18 protein-coding genes and 2 pseudogenes are annotated in these 19,421 nt (G+C 54.7%); 4 read left to right on the top strand and 16 right to left on the bottom strand.

Annotated features, from left to right (window positions below; genetic code table 11):
• Positions 1-65: 65 nt before the first annotated feature.
• Together GH657_RS14405 and GH657_RS14410 are read left to right on the top strand one after the other, a co-directional pair.
• On the top strand, positions 66-515 hold the full coding sequence (locus tag GH657_RS14405; RefSeq protein WP_153101771.1) for a YchJ family protein: 450 nt from the start codon (positions 66-68) through the stop codon (positions 513-515).
• 7 nt (positions 516-522) lie between these two features.
• Positions 523-1,473, top strand: coding sequence for a hypothetical protein (locus tag GH657_RS14410; RefSeq protein WP_153101545.1), 951 nt, complete (start codon positions 523-525; stop codon positions 1,471-1,473).
• A 124-nt stretch (positions 1,474-1,597) separates the two neighbouring features.
• On the opposite strand, the gene gshA is transcribed toward GH657_RS14410, so the two are convergent.
• The 6 genes from gshA to GH657_RS14440 all read right to left on the bottom strand — a co-directional run bounded on the left by gshA (position 1,598) and on the right by GH657_RS14440 (position 7,280).
• Positions 1,598-3,226, bottom strand: a complete 1,629-nt coding sequence (gene gshA / locus GH657_RS14415) for a glutamate--cysteine ligase (RefSeq protein ID WP_153101546.1) — start codon at positions 3,224-3,226, stop codon at positions 1,598-1,600.
• A 282-nt stretch (positions 3,227-3,508) separates the two neighbouring features.
• On the bottom strand, positions 3,509-4,435 hold the full coding sequence (locus tag GH657_RS14420) for a DNA-3-methyladenine glycosylase family protein (protein ID WP_153101547.1): 927 nt from the start codon (positions 4,433-4,435) through the stop codon (positions 3,509-3,511).
• On the bottom strand, positions 4,435-5,526 hold the full coding sequence (gene ada / locus GH657_RS14425; RefSeq protein ID WP_153101548.1) for a bifunctional DNA-binding transcriptional regulator/O6-methylguanine-DNA methyltransferase Ada: 1,092 nt from the start codon (positions 5,524-5,526) through the stop codon (positions 4,435-4,437). Before ada ends, GH657_RS14420 begins: the two co-directional genes overlap by 1 nt.
• A 338-nt stretch (positions 5,527-5,864) precedes the next feature.
• Positions 5,865-6,419 carry a YaeQ family protein gene (locus GH657_RS14430; protein WP_153101549.1) on the bottom strand — a complete coding sequence of 185 codons (555 nt, stop codon included), beginning with the start codon at positions 6,417-6,419 and terminating at the stop codon, positions 5,865-5,867.
• A 333-nt stretch (positions 6,420-6,752) separates the two neighbouring features.
• Complete coding sequence (gene sap1 / locus GH657_RS14435) at positions 6,753-7,091, bottom strand: surface attachment protein Sap1 (RefSeq protein WP_153101550.1); 339 nt, start codon at positions 7,089-7,091, stop codon at positions 6,753-6,755.
• Positions 7,092-7,139: 48 nt separating this feature from the next.
• Complete coding sequence (locus GH657_RS14440; protein WP_153101551.1) at positions 7,140-7,280, bottom strand: hypothetical protein; 141 nt, start codon at positions 7,278-7,280, stop codon at positions 7,140-7,142.
• Positions 7,281-7,586: 306 nt separating this feature from the next.
• Between GH657_RS14440 and GH657_RS14445 the strand changes: the two genes are divergently transcribed.
• The gene (locus tag GH657_RS14445; RefSeq protein ID WP_153101552.1) at positions 7,587-8,216 is read left to right on the top strand and encodes a LysE family translocator; all 630 of its coding nucleotides are present in this window, start codon (positions 7,587-7,589) and stop codon (positions 8,214-8,216) included.
• 29 nt (positions 8,217-8,245) lie between these two features.
• Here GH657_RS14445 and speG read toward each other — a convergent pair whose 3' ends face one another.
• The 8 genes and pseudogenes from speG to GH657_RS18560 all read right to left on the bottom strand — a co-directional run.
• Entirely contained in the window at positions 8,246-8,788 is a 543-nt protein-coding gene (speG, locus tag GH657_RS14450) for a spermidine N1-acetyltransferase (protein ID WP_153101553.1), read from the bottom strand.
• Between the two features lie 11 nt (positions 8,789-8,799).
• Positions 8,800-9,084 carry a hypothetical protein gene (locus GH657_RS18045; RefSeq protein ID WP_174769957.1) on the bottom strand — a complete coding sequence of 95 codons (285 nt, stop codon included), beginning with the start codon at positions 9,082-9,084 and terminating at the stop codon, positions 8,800-8,802.
• A gap of 278 nt (positions 9,085-9,362) precedes the next feature.
• Positions 9,363-9,986, bottom strand: a complete 624-nt coding sequence (locus tag GH657_RS14455; protein ID WP_153101554.1) for a hypothetical protein — start codon at positions 9,984-9,986, stop codon at positions 9,363-9,365.
• Entirely contained in the window at positions 9,986-10,747 is a 762-nt protein-coding gene (locus tag GH657_RS14460) for a hypothetical protein (protein WP_153101555.1), read from the bottom strand. The genes GH657_RS14455 and GH657_RS14460 overlap by 1 nt, the downstream gene beginning before the upstream one ends.
• A 3-nt stretch (positions 10,748-10,750) precedes the next feature.
• Positions 10,751-11,266 (bottom strand): PAAR domain-containing protein, encoded by a 516-nt coding sequence (locus tag GH657_RS14465; RefSeq protein ID WP_153101556.1) that lies wholly within the window; start codon positions 11,264-11,266, stop codon positions 10,751-10,753.
• A gap of 428 nt (positions 11,267-11,694) precedes the next feature.
• Positions 11,695-12,567, bottom strand: coding sequence for an RHS repeat-associated core domain-containing protein (locus GH657_RS14470; RefSeq protein WP_246174087.1), 873 nt, complete (start codon positions 12,565-12,567; stop codon positions 11,695-11,697).
• A 57-nt stretch (positions 12,568-12,624) separates the two neighbouring features.
• Positions 12,625-12,903, bottom strand: coding sequence for a hypothetical protein (locus GH657_RS14475; RefSeq protein ID WP_153101558.1), 279 nt, complete (start codon positions 12,901-12,903; stop codon positions 12,625-12,627).
• A gap of 418 nt (positions 12,904-13,321) precedes the next feature.
• Positions 13,322-13,582 (bottom strand): annotated as a pseudogene (locus tag GH657_RS18560) (RHS repeat-associated core domain-containing protein); the annotation flags it as partial.
• On the opposite strand from GH657_RS18560, the pseudogene GH657_RS18565 reads away from it, so the two are divergent.
• A pseudogene (locus GH657_RS18565) lies at positions 13,583-13,999 on the top strand (site-specific integrase); the annotation flags it as partial.
• Positions 14,000-14,033: 34 nt separating this feature from the next.
• Here GH657_RS18565 and GH657_RS14485 read toward each other — a convergent pair.
• Positions 14,034-14,528: a hypothetical protein gene (locus tag GH657_RS14485; protein ID WP_153101560.1), complete on the bottom strand. Its 495-nt coding sequence runs from the start codon at positions 14,526-14,528 to the stop codon at positions 14,034-14,036.
• Between the two features lie 11 nt (positions 14,529-14,539).
• Positions 14,540-19,363 carry an RHS repeat-associated core domain-containing protein gene (locus GH657_RS14490; RefSeq protein ID WP_153101561.1) on the bottom strand — a complete coding sequence of 1,608 codons (4,824 nt, stop codon included), beginning with the start codon at positions 19,361-19,363 and terminating at the stop codon, positions 14,540-14,542.
• Positions 19,364-19,421 lie beyond the last annotated feature (58 nt).

A 19,421-nucleotide genomic window follows, 5' to 3' on the forward strand; every position in this document is an offset into this window, starting at 1 on the left:
TCAGTATCCGCGCAGCCTTGTTTCCGCCTTCCTGCTTTTCTGCTGAACTCAACGTGAAAAAACCCATGCCTCCACGGCCAGCGCTTTGCCCTTGCGGCGGCGTCACGCCAACGTCAGATCAACCTGCGAGCAAACAACGTTTTAGCGCACCGCTTTTCACGCAATGTTGCGGGCGCTTTTTAGACAACGGTGCAACAGCGGCCAATGCGCTTGAACTCATGCGTTCGCGTTACAGCGCTTATGTGCTGGGTGATGCAGCGTATCTGCGTGCAAGCTGGGCTGAGCAGACGTGCCCTGCGATGCTCGATGTCGACCCCAAAGCACCGGATGCGCCGCGCTGGCTCGGGCTGCAAATCAAACGCTTCGTTGAGCAGGATGCAACGCATGCCGAAGTGGAGTTCATCGCACGCTACAAGTTGCATGGGCGGGCGTACCGTTTGCATGAGGTCAGCCGCTTTGTCCGCAACGATGATGGCGCCTGGCGTTATCTGGAAGGTGATGTGACACAAGCCTGAAGCAATCTTGTTAGCAGATAATGGAACGCTCCCAGCCAAAGTGTTACCTACTAAGCATCCGCTTAAACAGTCACGATGGAGGAATGCAATGGGCTTGTTTGGCAAAATCTCAGGAAACAGTCATGCGTATGGCCAGCTAAAGGGCCAAGACTCGCTTAACGGCGAGGAAAATACTGGCAGACTGCAGGGCAAAAAAGAAATCGGCGAACCTTCTGGCAAGCGAAGCACGCTTCAAACCATTAAAAAGTTTTTTGCTGGTCTCTCTGTCAAAAAAGCTTCCCTTGACAAATCCACCAGGGAAAAACGAGGGAGAGACATTAATGGGGAATGGCGTATTTCAGCTCAATCAGAACTGGGCGATGACAAACTCAACCTCGACGATGAAAATGACAGCGATTTATCAACATCATCCGGGAAAAAAATAATATTTTCTATCAGAAAAAGTCAATCCCTCCATTCCGAGCCCTCAGAATCATCTTTTAAAAACACCCTCCGGGATATTCCATCGCCGTCAAAACCCCAGGCAAAAACACTGCAGGGAAATATGACCAAGAATTTTTTCGGATTCGCAGAGTTCAAAAAATCACCTCTCGAATTCAAAAACAATTGCGATATGATTAAAAGAGCCATTCACTATGGAGTCGACCCTAACCTGCAAGATGAACATGGTCACACGATGCTCTATATTCTGCGCTGGCATATAGTTGATTTAAAAGAACAACAAATTGATCAATATAAAAACATCCATAATAAAACCCCCAATGAAATTGTCGACGAAATCAGCCGGCTCGAGGAAAAAATCCAGATACTCGATAACATATGTGAAGCCCTGTACCATCATGGGGCAATAAACTCCCTGCCAAGCCGAGACAAAAGTACAGCGAAAAAACAGGAAGACAAAATTATTGAACAGAATAAAATGCTAGATGAAATTCGGGATCAAATAATACTCACTTAATTTCAGGGCCATTAATTTCCTGAAACGCTGCGGCACCGTTGCAAATTTCTCCTTTGAACTGTGCCGCACCAGGTAATATTCAATTCGTCAAACCAGCACCTTCAGCTTTAGCCTCAAGCCTGTCTCAAACGCTAAAGCGATTAATCGTATACGCCCCATAAGCCGCAATAAAGTCATCGAAAGAATCCGCCTCTTCCCGCTCAAGCCTCGCCTGTTCCCTGAGTGACTCAATGCCAAGCCGGGCGAACTCTTCGGCTTGCGCTGCGGCCAAAGGCCGCTCAATAAAATAGGCCGCATGCGCACGGCTTTGCGCCAGACCAAACGCGAGAAACCCTTGTTGCCGTTCGCGCATCGTTTGCAGCACGCGCGCCGATGGCGTCAGCGAGGCATCCGCCAGCTTGGCGCGCTGCGTTGCCACCGCACGGACATGCACGTCGTCACCGCGCAGCGCATCGAGTGCCGCCGCGGCACGCTCGATCTGCGCCATCAGCGCGTCAGCCCAATCACGCATCGCTACCGGCTCGCCGTCACGCACAAGCTCAAGCCCAGGCTTGCGTCCTTCCAGTGTCACCAGGCCGAAATTCTGATTGGCTTCGGCATAAGCACCGGGCGGCAAGGCGGGGCTGTCATCGAGCGCACAGACCAGCAAATAGGCATCCAGAAAACGCGAGGTTTCGAGCGAAATGCCAGTCGGCTCAAATGGATCAATATCCATGCAGCGCACTTCGACGTACTGCACCCCTCGTGCAGCCAGCGCATGCAGCGGACGCTCACCCGAATGCGTCACACGCTTGGGCCGGATCGTCGAATAAAACTCGTTTTCGATCTGCAACACATGGGTGTTGATCTGCACCCACTCACCATCGCGCCGCGTGCCTATCGCCTCATATGGGGGATACGGCTGGCTGACCGCTTGTGCGAGCCCATCGAGATAACCGGGCAGCGTGTCGTAATCCGCATGCAGCGCGGCCTGCGCCGACGTATTTGAATACCCTAGATCGCTCATGCGCAAGCTCGTGGCATAAGGGCGATACAAGGTGTCGGCGTCGAATGTTTCCAGCGTATGCGCACGGCCGCGCAAAAAACGTCGGTCCAGCGCGGGCGATGCGCCAAACAGATACATCAGCAGCCAACTGGTCCGGCGGAAATTGCGAATTAGCGCGAGATAACGTTCGGACTGGAAATCCACGGCACTCGCCATGGATTGCTGGTCGGCATGCAACACACGCCATGTTTCTTCATGAAGCGAATAGTTATAGTGAATGCCCGCGATGCATTGCATCGTGCGGCCATAGCGCAGCGCAAGACCCATGCGATACACGCGCTTCAAGCGGCCAATATTCGAGGTACCGTATTGCGCCAGCGGAATATCTTCGTCCCGCGCGGGCAGCAAACCCGGCATCGAGTTATTCCATAACATCTCGCCCTCATCCAGGCTGGCATAGACAAAACGGTGCAGTTCATCGAGCTTGTCGAGCGTGATAGCGACATCCGGTTCAGCCGGTGTGATGAGTTCGAGCAAGGCTTCGGAATAATCGGTGGTCAGCGAAGGATGGCTCAATGCCGAGCCCAGCTTGTGAGGATGCGGCGTCAGCGCGAGCTGGCCTGTGGCCGTGACACGCAAGCTTTCTTTTTCGATGCCGCGCAGGCCCCGCAACAAGGGATTGGGCTGGAGTGACGCGGCGGCAAGCACCGTCAGGCGATGCTCAAGCGCATCGGGGTAACGCGAAAGTGGGCTGTTTGGGTTTGACATTGAGGCAAGTGGAATGTTGGCGGCCAATGCGTTGTAATCGCACCGTGATACGAACAAAAACGGCCGGTGCAATGTCGTCTAGCGGGCCACTTTAACATCTCGCCACGCACGCTGCTTGAGGTCACCTGACACCCTGTCTGGCGGGCTTTCTCACCATTTTTCCACCGTTTTTCTGACCACGTGTCCGCTGTTGTGACACGCATGACGACGTGAACAGGAAACGTTTTCGACACGCGCCTGGCTGCCCTCACCACTATTCACTATCGCCAGGCATCGCCCAACCTACCCACCGCGCGCCGCTCCAGCCCTGTCGGCGATCTCATTCCAGAGATGCATCGCCGCATACGCCCGCCAGGGCCGCCATGCGTTCGTGCGGCGGCGCTGTTGTGCCGGACGCAGCAGTCCAGGCTCGCGCGCCGCGATGGCCTGCATCAGCACAAGATCGGTCTCCGGCCAGGCATCCGCATCACGCCAGGCGCGCATCGCCACATACTCGAGCGTCCATGGACCAATGCCCGGCAGCGCCAGCAACATCGCGCGCAACGATGCCAGATCGGCATCCGCCTGTTCAAGCGGCAACGCGCCGCAAGCCACCGCTTGCGCGAACCCCTGAAGCGCGGCGACACGCTTGCCAGGCATCCCGATCTGCGTCAGATCCGCCGTGGCCAGACGCTCAGGTGTAGGAAAGCGCCATTCCGGCACAGTGGGCCCCACGTCAGCACGACGTTCGCCTGCGCGCTGCACGAGACGTCCGATGAGCGTCGTCGCCGCTTTCACGCTAACTTGCTGGCCGACGATCGCTCGCACGACCAGCTCGAAGCCCGACCATGCGCCAGGTACGCGCAGGCCAGGCACTTTGGCAATCAGCGGCCCGAGCCAGACATCCGCTGCAAAATGAGCCCGGATGACATCCGGATCAGCCTGCAAGTCGAACATCCGTGAAAGCGGTTCAACCAACGCCTTAGCATGCCGGCTCACCTCGCCATCGAGCCGGACGCACAACACATGACGTAGCGGATCGCATTGCACCGTCAGCCAGCCGCTATCGCCAGACCAGTCGATGACACGACGATAACGATGGTCGTCGATGAACTCCACGCCCGGCGTTGCCCGTCCTGCAAAAAAACGTAGCAGGCGCGGCCAGTCGAAGGGCGGTTTAAATGGCAACTCGAACGTTGCCGTGGCAGACGATGACGGAAGACGGCGCATCAAGCAGCGTCGTTTTGCTGAACGGCAACGTCAGTTGCACGTGCCTCAGCCGCGAGCAGCGCGGCCTTGCGCTCAAGCCCCCAGCGAAACCCTGCTAGCGCACCGCTTTTTTGCTTCACGCGATGACATGGAATCGCCAGCGCAACCGGGTTCGCCGCGCAAGCACTGGCCACCGCGCGCACTGCACGCGGCGCACCAATGGCGGCCGCGATTTCGGAGTAACTGCGGGTTTCGCCATAGGGAATAGCCTGCAACGCTTTCCAAACCCGTTGCTGAAATGCCGTCGCCGAAATATCGAGCGGCAGGACAACCTGCTGACGCGAGCCCTCCAGATACGCCAGCACTTGCGCAACAAAGGGCTCGAGCCGCACGGGATCGGCACGCAGTTCAGCCTGTGCCAGCAGGATGCGCAACGCATCAACCAGCGCGTCACCCTCATCACCGAAAGCGATCTGACAAATCCCTTTACCTGTCGCGGCGATCAGCACGAGGCCCAATGGCGTGGACGCCAGCGTGTAATGCACGATCAGCCCAGCCCCCTGGCGGCGAAATAACGAAGGATTCATTCCCAGCTCTCCAGAAACCGCGTCATATAAACGTGAAGTCGCGGTATACCCGGCATCGGCACTTGCGCCGGTCACGCTCCGGCCTTCGTGAAGCGCGCTGCGCAACGCCGCGCCACGCCGGGCAGCCTGATACTGACGTGGAGAGACACCGACGACACGAGTAAATACCCGCTGCAGATGAAAAGGGCTGACATGCACCGCACGGCTCAACTCGGCCAAGGTCAAGCGTTGCGGCGCGAGTTGGTCCAGTACGGCGCAGGCGCGCTGAACGAGTGTCAGATCGCGTGGCAGCTTGCCTGGCTGACAGCGTTTGCAGGTGCGATAACCCGCAGCCAACGCGTCATCGGCCGAATTGAAGAACTGGACATTCTCACGACGCGGCTGGCGTGATGCGCAGGATGGACGGCAAAACACGCCGGTTGTCCTAACCGCATAAAAAAAGACACCATCCGCCTCGGCATCGTGACTGGCAACGGCACGCCAGCGTTCAGCATCGGTGGAATAGGAGGAATCGGTGGTTATCATCGCGGCTTCGAAGACGGTTCGGATAACAACCACTGTAGCGTGCAAGTGTCATCGTGACGTCCCGTTTCTTGCTCTGTCATTGCTACGTCACCATCCTGTCATGACTCTGTCACTGCTTTGTCACTGTTATGTCACGGCGACCCAATAGTGACAAACGATGTCGGCCAGACTCGCCGCGCTTCTGCGACAAATTGCCACCGCACCGGGTTTTCCCTTAAAAAAATATTGCGTCGCATCAACCCCGTGTGTATAGTCATTTTTGTCTCCTCCATGTCTCCTCCTGATATGGATTCAGCCTGCTCTCCGTGAGCAGGCTTTTTTTTGCCCGTCGTGGCATTTCATGCGTTCGCGGGTGCCTTCAACACGGTCCACTCAAGCGCTACAGCATCCGCTTCGGCACTGCCAAGCCATGCCGCGCCATCTTGCACCGTGCATTGCAAACGCATCGTGCGTTCCGCCAAGCCACCCAGCGCCGCCGCTACACCCTCAGCTAATGACCAAACGGTGACATTGCGCAGACGCTCCACCTTGCCGCGCACGCCTTGCCACCAGATCTCCGATGTCCGGCCACCATAAGCCAGCACCAGCACGTCATCGGCACGTCCACTCGCCTTGGCAATCCGCCGCTCCTCGGGCTGACCCACATCAATCCAGCGCTCAATCGCGCCAGTTAAATCTTTTTGCCAGATATCAGGCTCGTCGATATCCGACAAGCCTTTACAAAATTCAAGACGTTCATGGGCAAAAAGGGCAAAAGCCGCCACGCGGACCATCATGCGCTCATCGGTTTCAGACGGATGACGGGCAATAGTCAGCGCGTGATTAGCGTAATAATGCCGATCCATATCGGCAATCTGGAGTTCTGCTTTATAAATCGTAGATTTGAGCGCCATGCGAGACCGAAGATCCGCATTCGCGGACCAGATAAAAACGGATGAAAGTAAACACGCAAGCAATATGTTGAAAACTAGCGTGCATCGGGATGAAAGCTCGCGGGCTGTGCGCCATGCGTGCCTAACGCGAGAGACATGAGGCCAGCCAGCACGGCCGGCGGCGTGATGATACCCAATGCAGCGGCCCTGTGGGCGATTCACTACGCGAAGATGAAACTACGTGCGACAAAGAGGTAAAAAAACGGGGCAATTCGTTGACTGCAACGAATTGCCCCGCCTGGTTATGCCTGGATCAATTATTTCGGCTGCCAATCCATCAGGATGGCATAGGGTTTATTGCCTGACAAAACGATCACTAGTCCATAAACCCTGCGTATCGCTATTTCCGGCATTAACGAATTCGACATCATGTCCGACAACACGAACTACACGAAAACTCGCATTCTCTGGTGTTGAAATACATTGAAAACCTGAAAAGAATTCCTGCATTTTTTGCTGCTCACCTGCCTCGGCATGACGACTAGCCGCATTAAGTTTGTCTCTGGAAAGGCAGCCATACGAATTAGGTTTAAGCCGAATAGTCTGTTGCGGCTTAATCACATCGTAAGCCTCGGCTGCCGAGGTAGCGATCAATCCCATCAGGGCGAAAAAAATCACGGTTTGCTTTTTCATTGTTGGGCCTCCGTGCGGGAACAATTTGGTTTAACTATCTGCTTAACGTTATAAGTCACGCTCACCTTGCACTGTAGAAGAAGCTGGCGCCGCAGCAAGAACATCTTGTGTGCGTTTGCAATAGTGACGAATTGTCGCACCCCAAATCGCATCGGCTTTTCTGCCTTCATCCGCATAATCAAACTTCATCCCCCCACCATCGAGCTCATCCGGCAACCCTCCTCACACCTTCTGCAGCAACGCCATGACGCATTCGTCTCCGGAGAAACCACGACGATCGTGTCTCCCCGGAAGCCCCAGCCATCCCCCTTAAAAGACATTTGCTGCATCGCACACAAAGTCATCGGGTAGTAGGCGCAAAAAAGCTGATGAATGCAGCACATGTAGAACAAGAACGATGCCAGCTCCCACTCACACGGCAAAAAACATCGGATTACACTTGCATGCGAAAAATGTTCATGGATTAATCAGGTCACATTTTCAGAAAGCCCATCCATGACATTTGCTCACTGGCTTCCCTTCGCGCTGGCCTCTGTCATTTTGGTCGCCATTCCCGGGCCCACAGTGCTATTAGTTATTTCTTACGCGCTGGGGCATGGCCGGCGATACGCCTTGGCAACAACAGCAGGCGTAGCGCTTGGCGACCTGACCTCGATGACGGCATCAATGCTCGGCCTGGGTGTGATTCTCGCGGCTTCCGCGATGTTGTTTACAGCGCTGAAATGGCTAGGGGCCGCGTATCTGGTATACCTCGGCATCAAGCTGTGGCGGACGCCAGCCACGTCACTCGACACCTCGCACACGGCGGCGGCGCCCAACACCCGGCGAATTTTCGTGCATGCGTATGCGGTCACCGCACTCAATCCGAAGAGCCTTATTTTCTTTGTCGCCTTCGTGCCGCAATTTATTGATCCGCATACCGCTATCACGCCGCAAATCGTCGTTTTTGAAGCCACCTTTGTTCTGCTAGCAACGGCCAATGCGCTGGCTTATGCCTTGCTGGCATCGGCGGCACGCCGCCTGATCCGGCAACCGCGCGTGCAGCGCGCCGTTAATCGCACTGGCGGCAGCTTGCTAATGGCTGCGGGCGTATTGGCTGCCATGTGGAAAAAGACATACGGCTAATGCCAATCACGCGCGCCCAGGCCCATGCGTTAAAGCGCTTTCTTGCTGGCCTTCAGAAAATCACTTTGAAATAAGCACATGCGCAACGCGTTGTGATACGCGCCATTGCCGAAAAATTCTTCGATTAATTCTGCTTCGTGTTGAAAACCGCATTTTTCGTATACGTGAATGGCCGCTACATTCGATTTATCAACGATTAGATAAATTTTGCGCAGATTCAGCACAGAAAATGCGTAATCAATGGCCAGCCTTGTCGCTGTCGTCGCATAGCCATGACCCTGAGCATAAGGGGCGATGATGATCTGGAATTCACCACGGCGGTGGATGTAATCCAGCTCAATCAGCTCCACCAGACCGACCGTTATACCATCCTTGCCAATCACCACGAAACGGCGCTCGCGCTGGTCGTGGACGTGCTGGTCATAAAGCTGCGACAACTCAGAGAAGGTTTCATAAGGCTCCTCAAACCAGTAACGCATGATTTTGGCGTTGTTGTTCACTTCGTGAACGAAGCGCAGGTCTTCCCGCTCAAGCGGCCGCAAGGTAAGCGTGTGAGTACGCTGGGTTGTCATCGGTCACTCCATCAAAAAGTGGGTTGAAAATTATTCGGTATGACGCGCAGGGACATCTGCGGAATGCAGGAGCATAGGACAAACACCTGGATTGCACGGCAAAACGAAAACGGCTGCCTACAATAGAACAATCGAGCGTTGCCGGTCTGGAGATTATCGTGATCGAAAATCTGATACTCGGCGTTTTCCTGGTCGTACCCCTGTTGATCGTGGCATTTCTCTTTTCCGACGAGCTTTGGCACGAGCATCGGCAAAATCATCAAGGCCCGCGTCGCCGTAAGCTTGACTGGCGTCATCCTCTACGCACCTGGCGGCATCGGCATTGAGTCCAGAAATATCTGACGCGCAGGATCGTTATAGGGCGCTGATGGAGTGGAAGGCTCTGGCAGCAGGTGGAGCTTCGGGGCGGTCGCTGACGCAGGCGCAGCGCGCTTCGGATACCCAAGCCCGGCAAACCATCAGCCGCGAGCTTGGGCACGAGAGGATGCAGATTACTGCGGTGTATTTGGGGCGGTAACGGGGCCGTGAAAAACGATACGTATGAAGCTGCCTCCTCCAAGCTGAGGCGAATACTTTAGTAATATAGAAACAGGAGCGGACTTCCAAGGCATGCTTTTACTTCCTCAATAGATACGCACTGCGGCCCCATCTGTTCTAAATACTTACTCGTTAATCGAGCAAAGCAAGATGCGTTGATCATGGCTTGTTTATAAATTTTCGAATCTTTGGTTTTCGATAGATTCAGCTCCGCCACTAAGCCAAATCCTGTTTGAAATGGAGACTCCAAATCTCTATTTACATCCATCGCAAACTGATATTTGTCCCAGCATGCCGTATATTCAAGCGGAGCATGCGGAGAGTCGCTATGGAGTGACAGTGTTGTTCTTAGCTTTATGTCACCGACTATAAAAAAATACTCTGGCCTTGGAATGTAACCTATAGCATCTTGATAGCCACGAAAGTAGGCGTTTTCGTACCGACCTTCGAGGAAGTATCTTCTTCCCCTCTTCTCTGCTTCGGTTGCTTGCTCAACATTGCCCCTCAATTTAATTTTCCTCTTGTAGTTTTCTAACGTATTTCTGAAATCCATCCAATCAATAACAACACCCCCATTCAAATCTGACTCAAAAGCATGAATATTGAAGGGCACAGAGAAAAACAAGAGTGGACAAGCCAAATACACCAATTTCTTGATCATTACACATTCCTTTCGGGCTTGCCCTTGACAGTCAATATACCCACGCCGTTCCCGTCAGCGCTACGATGGCTGACAAGCATTTCGTGAATTGAAGACCAGCTACTTAAGCTCAAGACAGTGGTGCAACCTTCAGATACATTTCCCACATGAACGTATCGACTATTGTTGCCATACGCAATTGGAAACCATACTTGATGGTGGGACAATCGTGGATACTCGGCCTTATATTGATTGGTGTAATCTTTCGTATGAGGAAAATCAGGCAATAAAATTGAGTATGTCCCAGACGGAATGGGATAGAAGGTACCATTCCAACTAGTGTTCATCGAAACTTCAAAATTAATGCCACCGAGAACTCCATTTGCCAATTGTTGTTGAAAACGCTTATTTCGAGACTTTGAGAGCCAACTGGGGTCAAGACGTCCATAGGTTACAATCAACTCGATAGGCTGCTGCTTGGGAGCTTTTTTCCCAAGATACTCATCTGCATTGGCATCAGACAAATATAATATTCTCCCTTTCGATTCGCCCTCAAGCACCTTGAAGTATGTCCGGCTGCCCTTGCTTCCGATGAGCATAACTTTGCAATACTTGAAAAGTGATTTCCACTGAGAACGTGGGAAATCATCACTCCCGACAAGTAGCCAACCGCTGTCGGTGTCAACCTTGTTGACGTAGCGAACAACATCAGCCTCTACCCTTTGGGCGCTAAGGGGAATGGTATTGGTTGTGGAACTGCCAGACCATGAGAGATTCGCCATCGTTTAAACCCCGCTATTATTTGCAAGCAGTCGATTAAAATCTGGCTCAATGGTTAAGCCTTGTGTATCGATGGAAAATACGCGCTCTGTGCGTCCATTTATATCGGTGATACCTCGATAAACAGAGCCGTCGGCTGCCGTAATTTTATAAGGCATTTCTGAAATTGGATTATCGTCCAAATCATGCAGGATAAACTGCTCATCATAGCCACAACCGTTAGCGAATGCGGTATGTGCGGTGACTATATTTGCCGATGCCGTCTGAGCAATAAGGACGGCTCCGCAGGTCGTTTTATGTCCTTCGGTAGCCATAGGTTGATCGCCACTTAGGGACATGACGAGACCTTCCGCGATTTTGAAAATATGAGGTGGGCATTTGGGGCAGGTCACAAGATCGCCCTGGCGTGCAATTGGAATGCCGTGCCACGTATGAGACGGGTTACCAGAAATGACAACGCCTCCGTGAGAGGTCATATCTCCCAATACACTTTGGGCCCGACCGAATAGATTGACTCGCATCGATTACTCCATATTTTTCATGGTTTGAAACCTGACTCTGTTCAGATTTTATTATTTATAATCTTTTAACAACTTTTCAATTAATGAGCAGATGGAACCTCTCTTTTTCAGCATTGAGGCTATATAGATTCGAGAACGGCTTGAAATAACAGATTGATTTTCGCTATCATCCATGTCAAAAATATCAAGAAAGCACCCGTATAACTCACTCACCCTCTCACTCGTCCTATTAGGCATCAAAAAAATGAATTATCCCCACCAAAGAGAGTAAATAGCACCAGCATGAGTTAATCCGTTACCGACTAGAAAGTAAACCGGACATATCCTAAAAAAATAAGGATTTATCTGGTTTTTAATATGATTACCAGAATCATATAGGAAGGTTCTGAACAATGAGATGAGAGACGTTCGGAGCCTTTAGCAAGCCATCAGAGGCAGCCAGACTCAGGTCTGCGACACGGCACCCACCCCACTGGATTCGGGGCAAACTGATAGAGACTTAACCCACCCGCATAGCCAATCGGGTCCTTGCTAACAAACCTTCCCACCTCCGGATCGTAATATCGATAGCGATCGTAGTGCAGCCCCGTCTCGTGGTCATGGTATTGCCCCTGGAAACGGATGGGGTTAGATGCCTTGCCCGCCGCTTTTCGAATGGCCTCTTGCGCAACACCCCAGGCGCGGTACTGCGCGCCCCAGACAATCTCCCCCTGTTCGTCGGTCAGCTCCATCGGCGTGCCGAGGTGGTCGCACTGATACCAGGCCAGACTGTCGATCGCTGGCGCAGGCGGCGGGGGAAAGAATAACGGGTCTTCGTCCTGCCGGTAGTAGTCGCCGTATACCGGCTGGCCAATCAGCGCGATAGCTTCCTCACGCACCGCCAGCGCCAGCGCCAGCGGCACGAAACTGCCCGGCTCGTAGACATAATGCGTGGTGCGTGCACCCAGACCGTCCTCGTCGGCAATCTTGCTCTCCCATGCCAGGGCGTCGCCATCCCAGCCGTAAAGCGTGAAGCCGCATTGCAGCTCGCGGTTGTGCTTGACGCGCTCGGCGCGGTTCCAGTGCGGCCCCGCCTCACGGTGCTCCGGGTAGTGTGCCTGGCTATGCTTGGACAGCCGGCGCCCAAGGGCATCGTAGGTGTAATCGACGGCCAGGCGCTCGTCTTCGTAGCGGGTCAGCCGGTCGAACAGGTCCCAGGTGTAGCGGCTTGCTTCGCCGTTACGCCAGCGCTGGGTCAGGTTGCTGCGCGCATCGTACTGGTAGTGCGTGCCCGCGTACTGTTTGAGCAGGTTGTCCAGCACCTTCGGCCGTGGCAGGTGCTCACGGTCGGCCTCGCGCTGTGCTTTTTAATTGTAAAGCTACGCCCCTCTAATATTCACAATAATAAAAATAGAAATAATATAAATTAGTATCGTTAAAATAAATGATCCAACTATCGCTATGGACCATCGCCACGCTTCAATTGAGACATATATTCTATATCCACAAAAAGCGGCAGATGCAATAGCTGTATAAATTAAAAACGAATAAGTTTTAAATGATGGAAAGTATTTTGGAATTGCATAACCATAGATGGCGACTATGAATGTTACTGCCACTACCAAGATTCCCACGACAGACATAACCAGGCTTTCCATTTTCATCTCCTTTTACACGAGAATCTTATTATTGTTAATTGTGCCTAGATCGCATGATCTCCCTAGTTCTGTCATGCAATTTACCTGTTTCCGTCTTGCAGTTTCTAAATAAAATCCAATTGGCATGCTCATTTTCTTTCCTGTCAAGATCACGATAGGCTTGAAATATGGCAAGATCCATCTCCGGCCCACCTACTTTTTCAGCTAAACCTTGATTTATCGCTTCGCGGGCGGTCTTTATATCTAATAGTTGATCTTGATTCCACCCCATTAGATTGGCATCATTTCCCCAACTGTAGGTATGCGCAATGGAGCCGTCCGATTTAGTAGTCGCAGTGAATGTATGCGTAACGATATTCCAACGAGAGCGAGCAGAGTCGCCGAACGCAGCGAGGTCTCTGTTTATGATGTAGGTGTCTAAGCCAAGTGGGTCAACCCAATTTATAGAATTTGGGGCATATTTATAGAGACTTAACCCACCCGCATAGCCAATCGGGTCCTTGCTAACAAACCTTCCCACCTCCGGATCGTAATATCGATAGCGATTGTAGTGCAGCCCCGTCTCGTGGTCATGGTATTGCCCCTGGAAACGGATGGGGTTAGATGCCTTGCCCGCCGCTTTTCGAATGACCTCCTGCGCAACACCCCAGGCGCGGTACTGCGCGCCCCAGACAATCTCCAACCTGGCTATGCGGACCGGGGCGACCACATCGCCCTCAAAGGCAGTTGGACCAAGGGCGGACGTGAGCGCTCCGTACCGATCACCACGGCCGAGCAGTAACGAGTTCTCGATCTGGTACACCAACTGGCTGGAGCGGGTTCGTTGATCTCGGCACACAAGAGCTACATCCAGCAGCGCCACACCTACGATGGGCAGAGCAAAGCGGCTGGCCTGAGCAACCATGGGCTGCGGTATCGGTACGTGCAGGACCGCTACGAAGTATTGACGGGCTGGAAGGCCCCGGCTGTCGGCGGCCCTTCTGCACGATCACTCACACCCGCGCAGCGAGTCACGGACGCGCAGGCGCGCCAAGAAATCAGCCGCGAACGGGGACATGAGCTGACGCAGATTACGGCGGTGTATCTGGGTCGATAAGTCTGTATGGCTTGTTTGTGCGCCTTGCGCAAGGTCACCGGGTTCCAAATTCGAAGTCATCCATCATTCGACGAAGAGTGGCGGAGTCTCCACGGTCGGGATTTACCTCGTGCAATTGCTCAAAAACGAATTCGATCAGATAGAACTCTTCAGGATTTCTTATTTTTCCGCGAGCAATAATTTTTCTTGCTCTTTCAGTTTCCTTTTCAAAAAATCCAGGAAGCTCAGATTTCACGACCGCAGCAAATTCGACTAAGAACTTCCCTCGCACCTCAGCGGGAGCGTCACGCAATAATTGAAGTTGCGGTATTTCCCGCAACCCCTGTTTCATCCCAGCTAGCAACTCAGATAGTTTGAAGTCTAGTTTTTCACCACTGATATAGCGCTCACATTGGGCCTTCAATATCCCAAATCCATCTCTGAGTAGGGATGCATCTACATGGTTAAGATTGCATAAAATTTTGTCCACCCTATCAACAACTCGCATCAGGCTGATAATTTCCTGCCTAGTTTTCGATTCGCTCTTCACATACACCTCACTTACCAATTTCGCGCCCTGGGCGGAGAGTTATCTGGCAGTTCTCCAAATTCTTTGATGGAGTAGTATTTGTACAGTTTTCCTAGCGGGTTAATGTCGGACACTCCATTAATTTTGTTTCTGGCCGTACCTCCAACACTCTGGGCTCCGCCGTGGAAGTCGATAAGCTGCTGCTCTCGGCCTCGGATGGCATCTCTGTTCACTGAAAAATTGTCCAGCACTGGGGGCGCGAAGCCTTCAGCATTTAGATGCCCTTGCTGCAGCCCCCGCCTATGTACCAGCACATTGGGGTCTCCATATCCCGACGTTCGCCCGCAATAGACTTGGCCTGTCACTGGATGCGTTCGTGTGTAAGTTGCATGGAGATAAGGCAGACGATTAGGTGTATCACCTGTCAACAGGAGTGGCAATAGCAGTCCTATTGGCTTCACAGATGGTACGGGTACGACTTTGGGTAGCGAAATCGGAGCTGGAACCGCTACTGCGCCACTTAACCCCAGTGGATCCACCCACCCCACTGGATTCGGGGCAAACTGATAGAGACTTAACCCACCCGCATAGCCAATCGGGTCCTTGCTAACAAACCTTCCCACCTCCGGATCGTAATATCGATAGCGATTGTAGTGCAGCCCCGTCTCGTGGTCATGGTATTGCCCCTGGAAACGGATGGGGTTAGATGCCTTGCCCGCCGCTTTTCGAATGGCCTCTTGCGCAACACCCCAGGCGCGGTACTGCGCGCCCCAGACAATCTCCCCCTGTTCGTCGGTCAGCTCCATCGGCGTGCCGAGGTGGTCGCACTGATACCAGGCCAGACTGTCGATCGCTGGCGCAGGCGGCGGGGGAAAGAATAGCGGGTCTTCGTCCTGCCGGTAGTAGTCGCCGTATACCGGCTGGCCAATCAGCGCGATAGCTTCCTCACGCACCGCCTGCGCCAGCGGCACGAAACTGCCCGGCTCGTAGACATAATGCGTGGTGCGTGCACCCAGACCGTCCTCGTCGGCAATCTTGCTCTCCCATGCCAGGGCGTCGCCATCCCAGCCGTAAAGCGTGAAGCCGCATTGCAGCTCGCGGTTGTGCTTGACGCGCTCGGCGCGGTTCCAGTGCGGCCCCGCCTCACGGTGCTCCGGGTAGTGTGCCTGGCTGTGCTTGGACAGCCGGCGCCCAAGGGCATCGTAGGTGTAATCGACGGCCAGACGCTCGTCTTCGTAGCGGGTCAGCCGGTCGAACAGGTCCCAGGTGTAGCGGCTTGCTTCGCCGTTACGCCAGCGCTGGGTCAGGTTGCCGCGCGCGTCGTACTGGTAGTGCGTGCCCGCGTACTGTTTGAGCAGGTTGTCCAGCGCCTTCGGCCGTGGCAGGTGCTCGCGATCGGCCTCGCGCTGTTCCTGCGGGTCGATGAGGTTGCTGGCAGGGTCGAAGGCGAAGGTCTCCAGACCGAGGCGGCTCTGCGCCTCCAGCAGCCGGCCCACCGGGTCGTAGCGGTAGGCCAGCTGGCCGCGGCGGGTATCGTTGATGTCGGTGAGCTGACCGCTGGCGTCGTAACGGTAGCTGCGCACCAGCAGGCGGTCGCCGCCGGCAGTCTGTCCGGGTCGGCCTTTGGCCTCGTGGGCCAGCACCTGCTCGCTCAGGCGGCCCAGGGCGTCCCACTTCTGGGTCTGCAGCAGGCGGTTGCCTTGCAGGCGCGCCACCTCGCGGTGCAGGTCGTCGCGCTCGTAGCCGATCAGCTCACGGTCGTCCAGCTGCAGAGCCAGCAGGTGGCCACTGCCGTAGGTCAGCCAGCTGACCCGGTGGCCATCCGGACGCACGGTGGCGATGCGCTGGTTGAGCGCGTCGTACTCGTGCTGCCACACCGCAACCAGCGGTCTGCCGAGTCGGGTGTAGTGCTGGTGCTCGCGCACCAGGTTGCCGGCCGGGTCGTGGAACCACTGTAGGCAGCTATCAGCGTTCATGGCCAGAGCCAGGTTGCCATTGCCGTCGTAGGCGAAGGTTTCCACTTGCCAGTCGCGCTCGTTCGGCGGGCTGTCGCCGGTCTGCAGGGCGGCGCGGCGTTCGCTGAGCCGGCCCATGGGGTCGAAGGTGAACGCGGTGATACGCTGGCCGTCGACGGCGCGCGCCAGGCGGCCGGTTTCTTCTTCGTACTGGTAGCGAGTGGTGGCGCCGTCAAAACCCGTTTCGGAAAGCAGGCGACCTACCGGATCGTAGACGAATTCGGCCTCGAGGCCGTTCTCATTGCGCAGGGCGGTAAGCTGGCCGAGCTTATCCCATTGATAGCGCAGGGATTGGCCGGCGGCATCCACCCGCTTGGCCAGTAGCCCGGCGATCGAATAATCCCAGGTGGTGACCCTGCCCAGCGCGTCCACATGCCCGAGCAGCCGACCTTCGGCATCGCGTTCGAACTTTTCTTCGCTGCCGTCTGAATAGGTAACAGTTACAAGATTACCGGCTTCATGGCGGTAGCGGAGGACCTGGCCCGTCGCATTCCTGGTGAGTGTCAGCCTACCCCGTTCGTCGTACTCCCATTCGCTGGACTTGCCAGAGCAATCTGTATACCGGATGAGCTGCCCCCCGGTGTTGTACGCCAGTTGCTTCTGTTTGCCGCTGGCATCGGTAATGGTGACGGGCATGCCCATCAAGTTGTAGGTGTACTCGGTCTTGTTGCCCAGCGGGTCTATGGCTTCGGTGAGACGGCCGCGGGTGTCGTAGTCGCGCAACCAGAGGCCACTCTCTGCATCGCTGATCTTGATGAGTTGGTTCCTGGTGTCCCAGGCATAGTGGACGGTAGTATCGTCGGCACGGATATGTTCGAGCAGATTACCGCTCTCATCGTAAGCGTAGCGATCTTTGCTGCCGTCGGGATGAATGTGGTGAACGACATTCTTGGCAGCATCGCGGAAAAACCACTCGGAACGCTTGTCCGGGTGAATGATGCGATAGGTGTAACCGAGGCTGTCGTAGTAGTGCCTGGTTTCCTGGCCGTGGGCATCGGTGACGTAGACCAGGCGGAGGTTCGCGTCCCACCTGAGCTGAGTATCAAAACTTCCATCGTCGGCCCACTCGCGCACGGCACGAGCATTCGGGGCGTCGCCCTGCCACTCCAGGTTCATGCCGCGCCCGGTGCGGTCCGTATAGCGGGTGATCAGGTGATGTTGATACTGGTAGGTCCAGACGGCAGTGTTTTCGTCTTGAGCCAGGGTGAGATCACTTGCGTCGTCATAGTGGTACAAACACAAGCGTCGCTCATGTTCGCCCATCAACCAGAGGCCAATAATGCGACCATGCTCATCCACATCGGTGCGCAAGTGCAAATGTAGCTGGCTTGCGTCATCCTGGTAGGTCACGAGGTCGGATAGCACCGCTCGCTGACCGACTCGGTGATCGTACCCCAGCAGTAGGCCAGCGCCACCACGCAGTTCTATCTGAACAAGCAGGAACTGGTTACCGTGGCGCTGGTATGTTTCAATGCGTTCGACGCCCCGATGTAGCTGTAGCCCTTCATCGCTACTGCGAACCAAGGTGAGATCTTCAATGTGATCGGCATGGGACATGCCTACTTTTGGTAGCGGATAGCTCAGACTGCGCCCATCGGCACCGTGATAACGCAGCCCCGTGCCGACGATATCGAAACGTGTGGTGTACGGGGTGATCCAGCGAGCACCTAGCTCTCCGTCATCGCAGGAACTCAGACTGGAGCGGTAAGTGCGCGTCCAGCTGATGGGGAAAGGACCGCTCAGTACAAAGTCTGTTTGACTAAGCGCTTCACTCCCGGTGGCAAAGCTGATGCTGCCACCGGTGCCTGTTGGTGCTCCGCTCTTGCAAGCGTTAGGGTCTTGTTTGGCGGGGCGTTCTTCTACGCGCGCTTCTAGCGCCTCGCCCGAGCGGATATTTCCTCCCACGTTCGTAGTGTCGGGCTTGATGTTGGTGGCCAGACTCCTGAATAGCCCTGGTGCTTCAATCGATCTAAGCAGCCCGGCGGTAATCCAGCCTACACTCCCTTCCATAGAGGGATTGGCTTGCGCGCGCACCTGGCTGGCTAGCAGTGCGCCGAACTGGCGCAATACCTGGGCGTTTTCGGTGAGCTTCGCACGCGACTCATGGGTGTGAATGTGAGGTGGTGGATTCTGCGGTTCTGTTCTCACATGGCGCCGAAACTGAACTGCTGCGTCATAGAGACTGGAAAACAATTCGGAGGGATCACGCCACGCCGTATCCCCCGCTCCGCTTTGGCCAGGCGCTATAACGCCTGGGACCGTCGTCTTAGCCAGAACGTCGAGACCACCAGCGATATCCAGTATTAGGCTTTCCCCGAAGGTGGCAGCCTCATCCAGCAGACTTGGGAGCCTTTGCTGGGTCTGCTGTACGAAATTCTCCAATTCTCCTCGAATGCTGCTGTTTAGATTGAGGGTCAGGGTGTTGAGCAGCGCTTCCCCAACCAGTGCATTTCCGTTGTTTAGGAGTTCCTGCCGAGCTAGAAACAAGGTGGGTCGCAGCAACATCCGAGCAGCAGCGGTAGCTGGGCCGGGCATCATCCCGATCAAATTGATGCTTGCTATAGCCCAATCAGAAACACTGCGATCCTCATGCGTGGTGAGGGTGACAACATCGCCCAGCAGATCGGCCAAGTTGAGGATGTTTCGAACAGCTGGAAGATGGCCTGCAACGGCGCGCAGGCTATTTAACCCCACCGTTCCATCGCTGATCTGGCTAAGCCAGTGGTCAAATGCACTGATCGTCAGAGCTACGTCACCCAGTTCGATCTGGTTGAGCGGCGCTACTGTGATTGAACGTCGGGAAGGTAAGCCAACGGAGGAAGTGGGGGGATGGTCTGCCATAGGTGCTCCAAGGGGCTGAACACCTACGGTTGCTGCCGCTACTCCAAGGCTAGTGGCA

Origin of the sequence: Paraburkholderia hayleyella (assembly GCF_009455685.1) — a bacterium.
GTDB lineage: Bacteria > Pseudomonadota > Gammaproteobacteria > Burkholderiales > Burkholderiaceae > Paraburkholderia > Paraburkholderia hayleyella.

Coding starts and splice junctions, on each gene's coding strand:
- GH657_RS14420 (WP_153101547.1), bottom strand. CDS start 4,435: ATGCGCCGTCTTCCGTCATCGTCTGCCACGGCAACGTTCGAGTTGCCA.
- GH657_RS14490 (WP_153101561.1), bottom strand. CDS start 19,363: ATGGCAGACCATCCCCCCACTTCCTCCGTTGGCTTACCTTCCCGACGT.
- GH657_RS14430 (WP_153101549.1), bottom strand. CDS start 6,419: ATGGCGCTCAAATCTACGATTTATAAAGCAGAACTCCAGATTGCCGAT.
- GH657_RS14445 (WP_153101552.1), top strand. CDS start 7,587: ATGACATTTGCTCACTGGCTTCCCTTCGCGCTGGCCTCTGTCATTTTG.
- GH657_RS14455 (WP_153101554.1), bottom strand. CDS start 9,986: ATGATCAAGAAATTGGTGTATTTGGCTTGTCCACTCTTGTTTTTCTCT.
- GH657_RS14465 (WP_153101556.1), bottom strand. CDS start 11,266: ATGCGAGTCAATCTATTCGGTCGGGCCCAAAGTGTATTGGGAGATATG.
- sap1 (WP_153101550.1), bottom strand. CDS start 7,091: ATGAAAAAGCAAACCGTGATTTTTTTCGCCCTGATGGGATTGATCGCT.
- speG (WP_153101553.1), bottom strand. CDS start 8,788: ATGACAACCCAGCGTACTCACACGCTTACCTTGCGGCCGCTTGAGCGG.
- GH657_RS14440 (WP_153101551.1), bottom strand. CDS start 7,280: ATGAAGTTTGATTATGCGGATGAAGGCAGAAAAGCCGATGCGATTTGG.
- GH657_RS14405 (WP_153101771.1), top strand. CDS start 66: ATGCCTCCACGGCCAGCGCTTTGCCCTTGCGGCGGCGTCACGCCAACG.
- GH657_RS14460 (WP_153101555.1), bottom strand. CDS start 10,747: ATGGCGAATCTCTCATGGTCTGGCAGTTCCACAACCAATACCATTCCC.
- GH657_RS14475 (WP_153101558.1), bottom strand. CDS start 12,903: ATGGAAAGCCTGGTTATGTCTGTCGTGGGAATCTTGGTAGTGGCAGTA.
- ada (WP_153101548.1), bottom strand. CDS start 5,526: ATGATAACCACCGATTCCTCCTATTCCACCGATGCTGAACGCTGGCGT.
- GH657_RS18045 (WP_174769957.1), bottom strand. CDS start 9,084: ATGACGCCAGTCAAGCTTACGGCGACGCGGGCCTTGATGATTTTGCCG.
- gshA (WP_153101546.1), bottom strand. CDS start 3,226: ATGTCAAACCCAAACAGCCCACTTTCGCGTTACCCCGATGCGCTTGAG.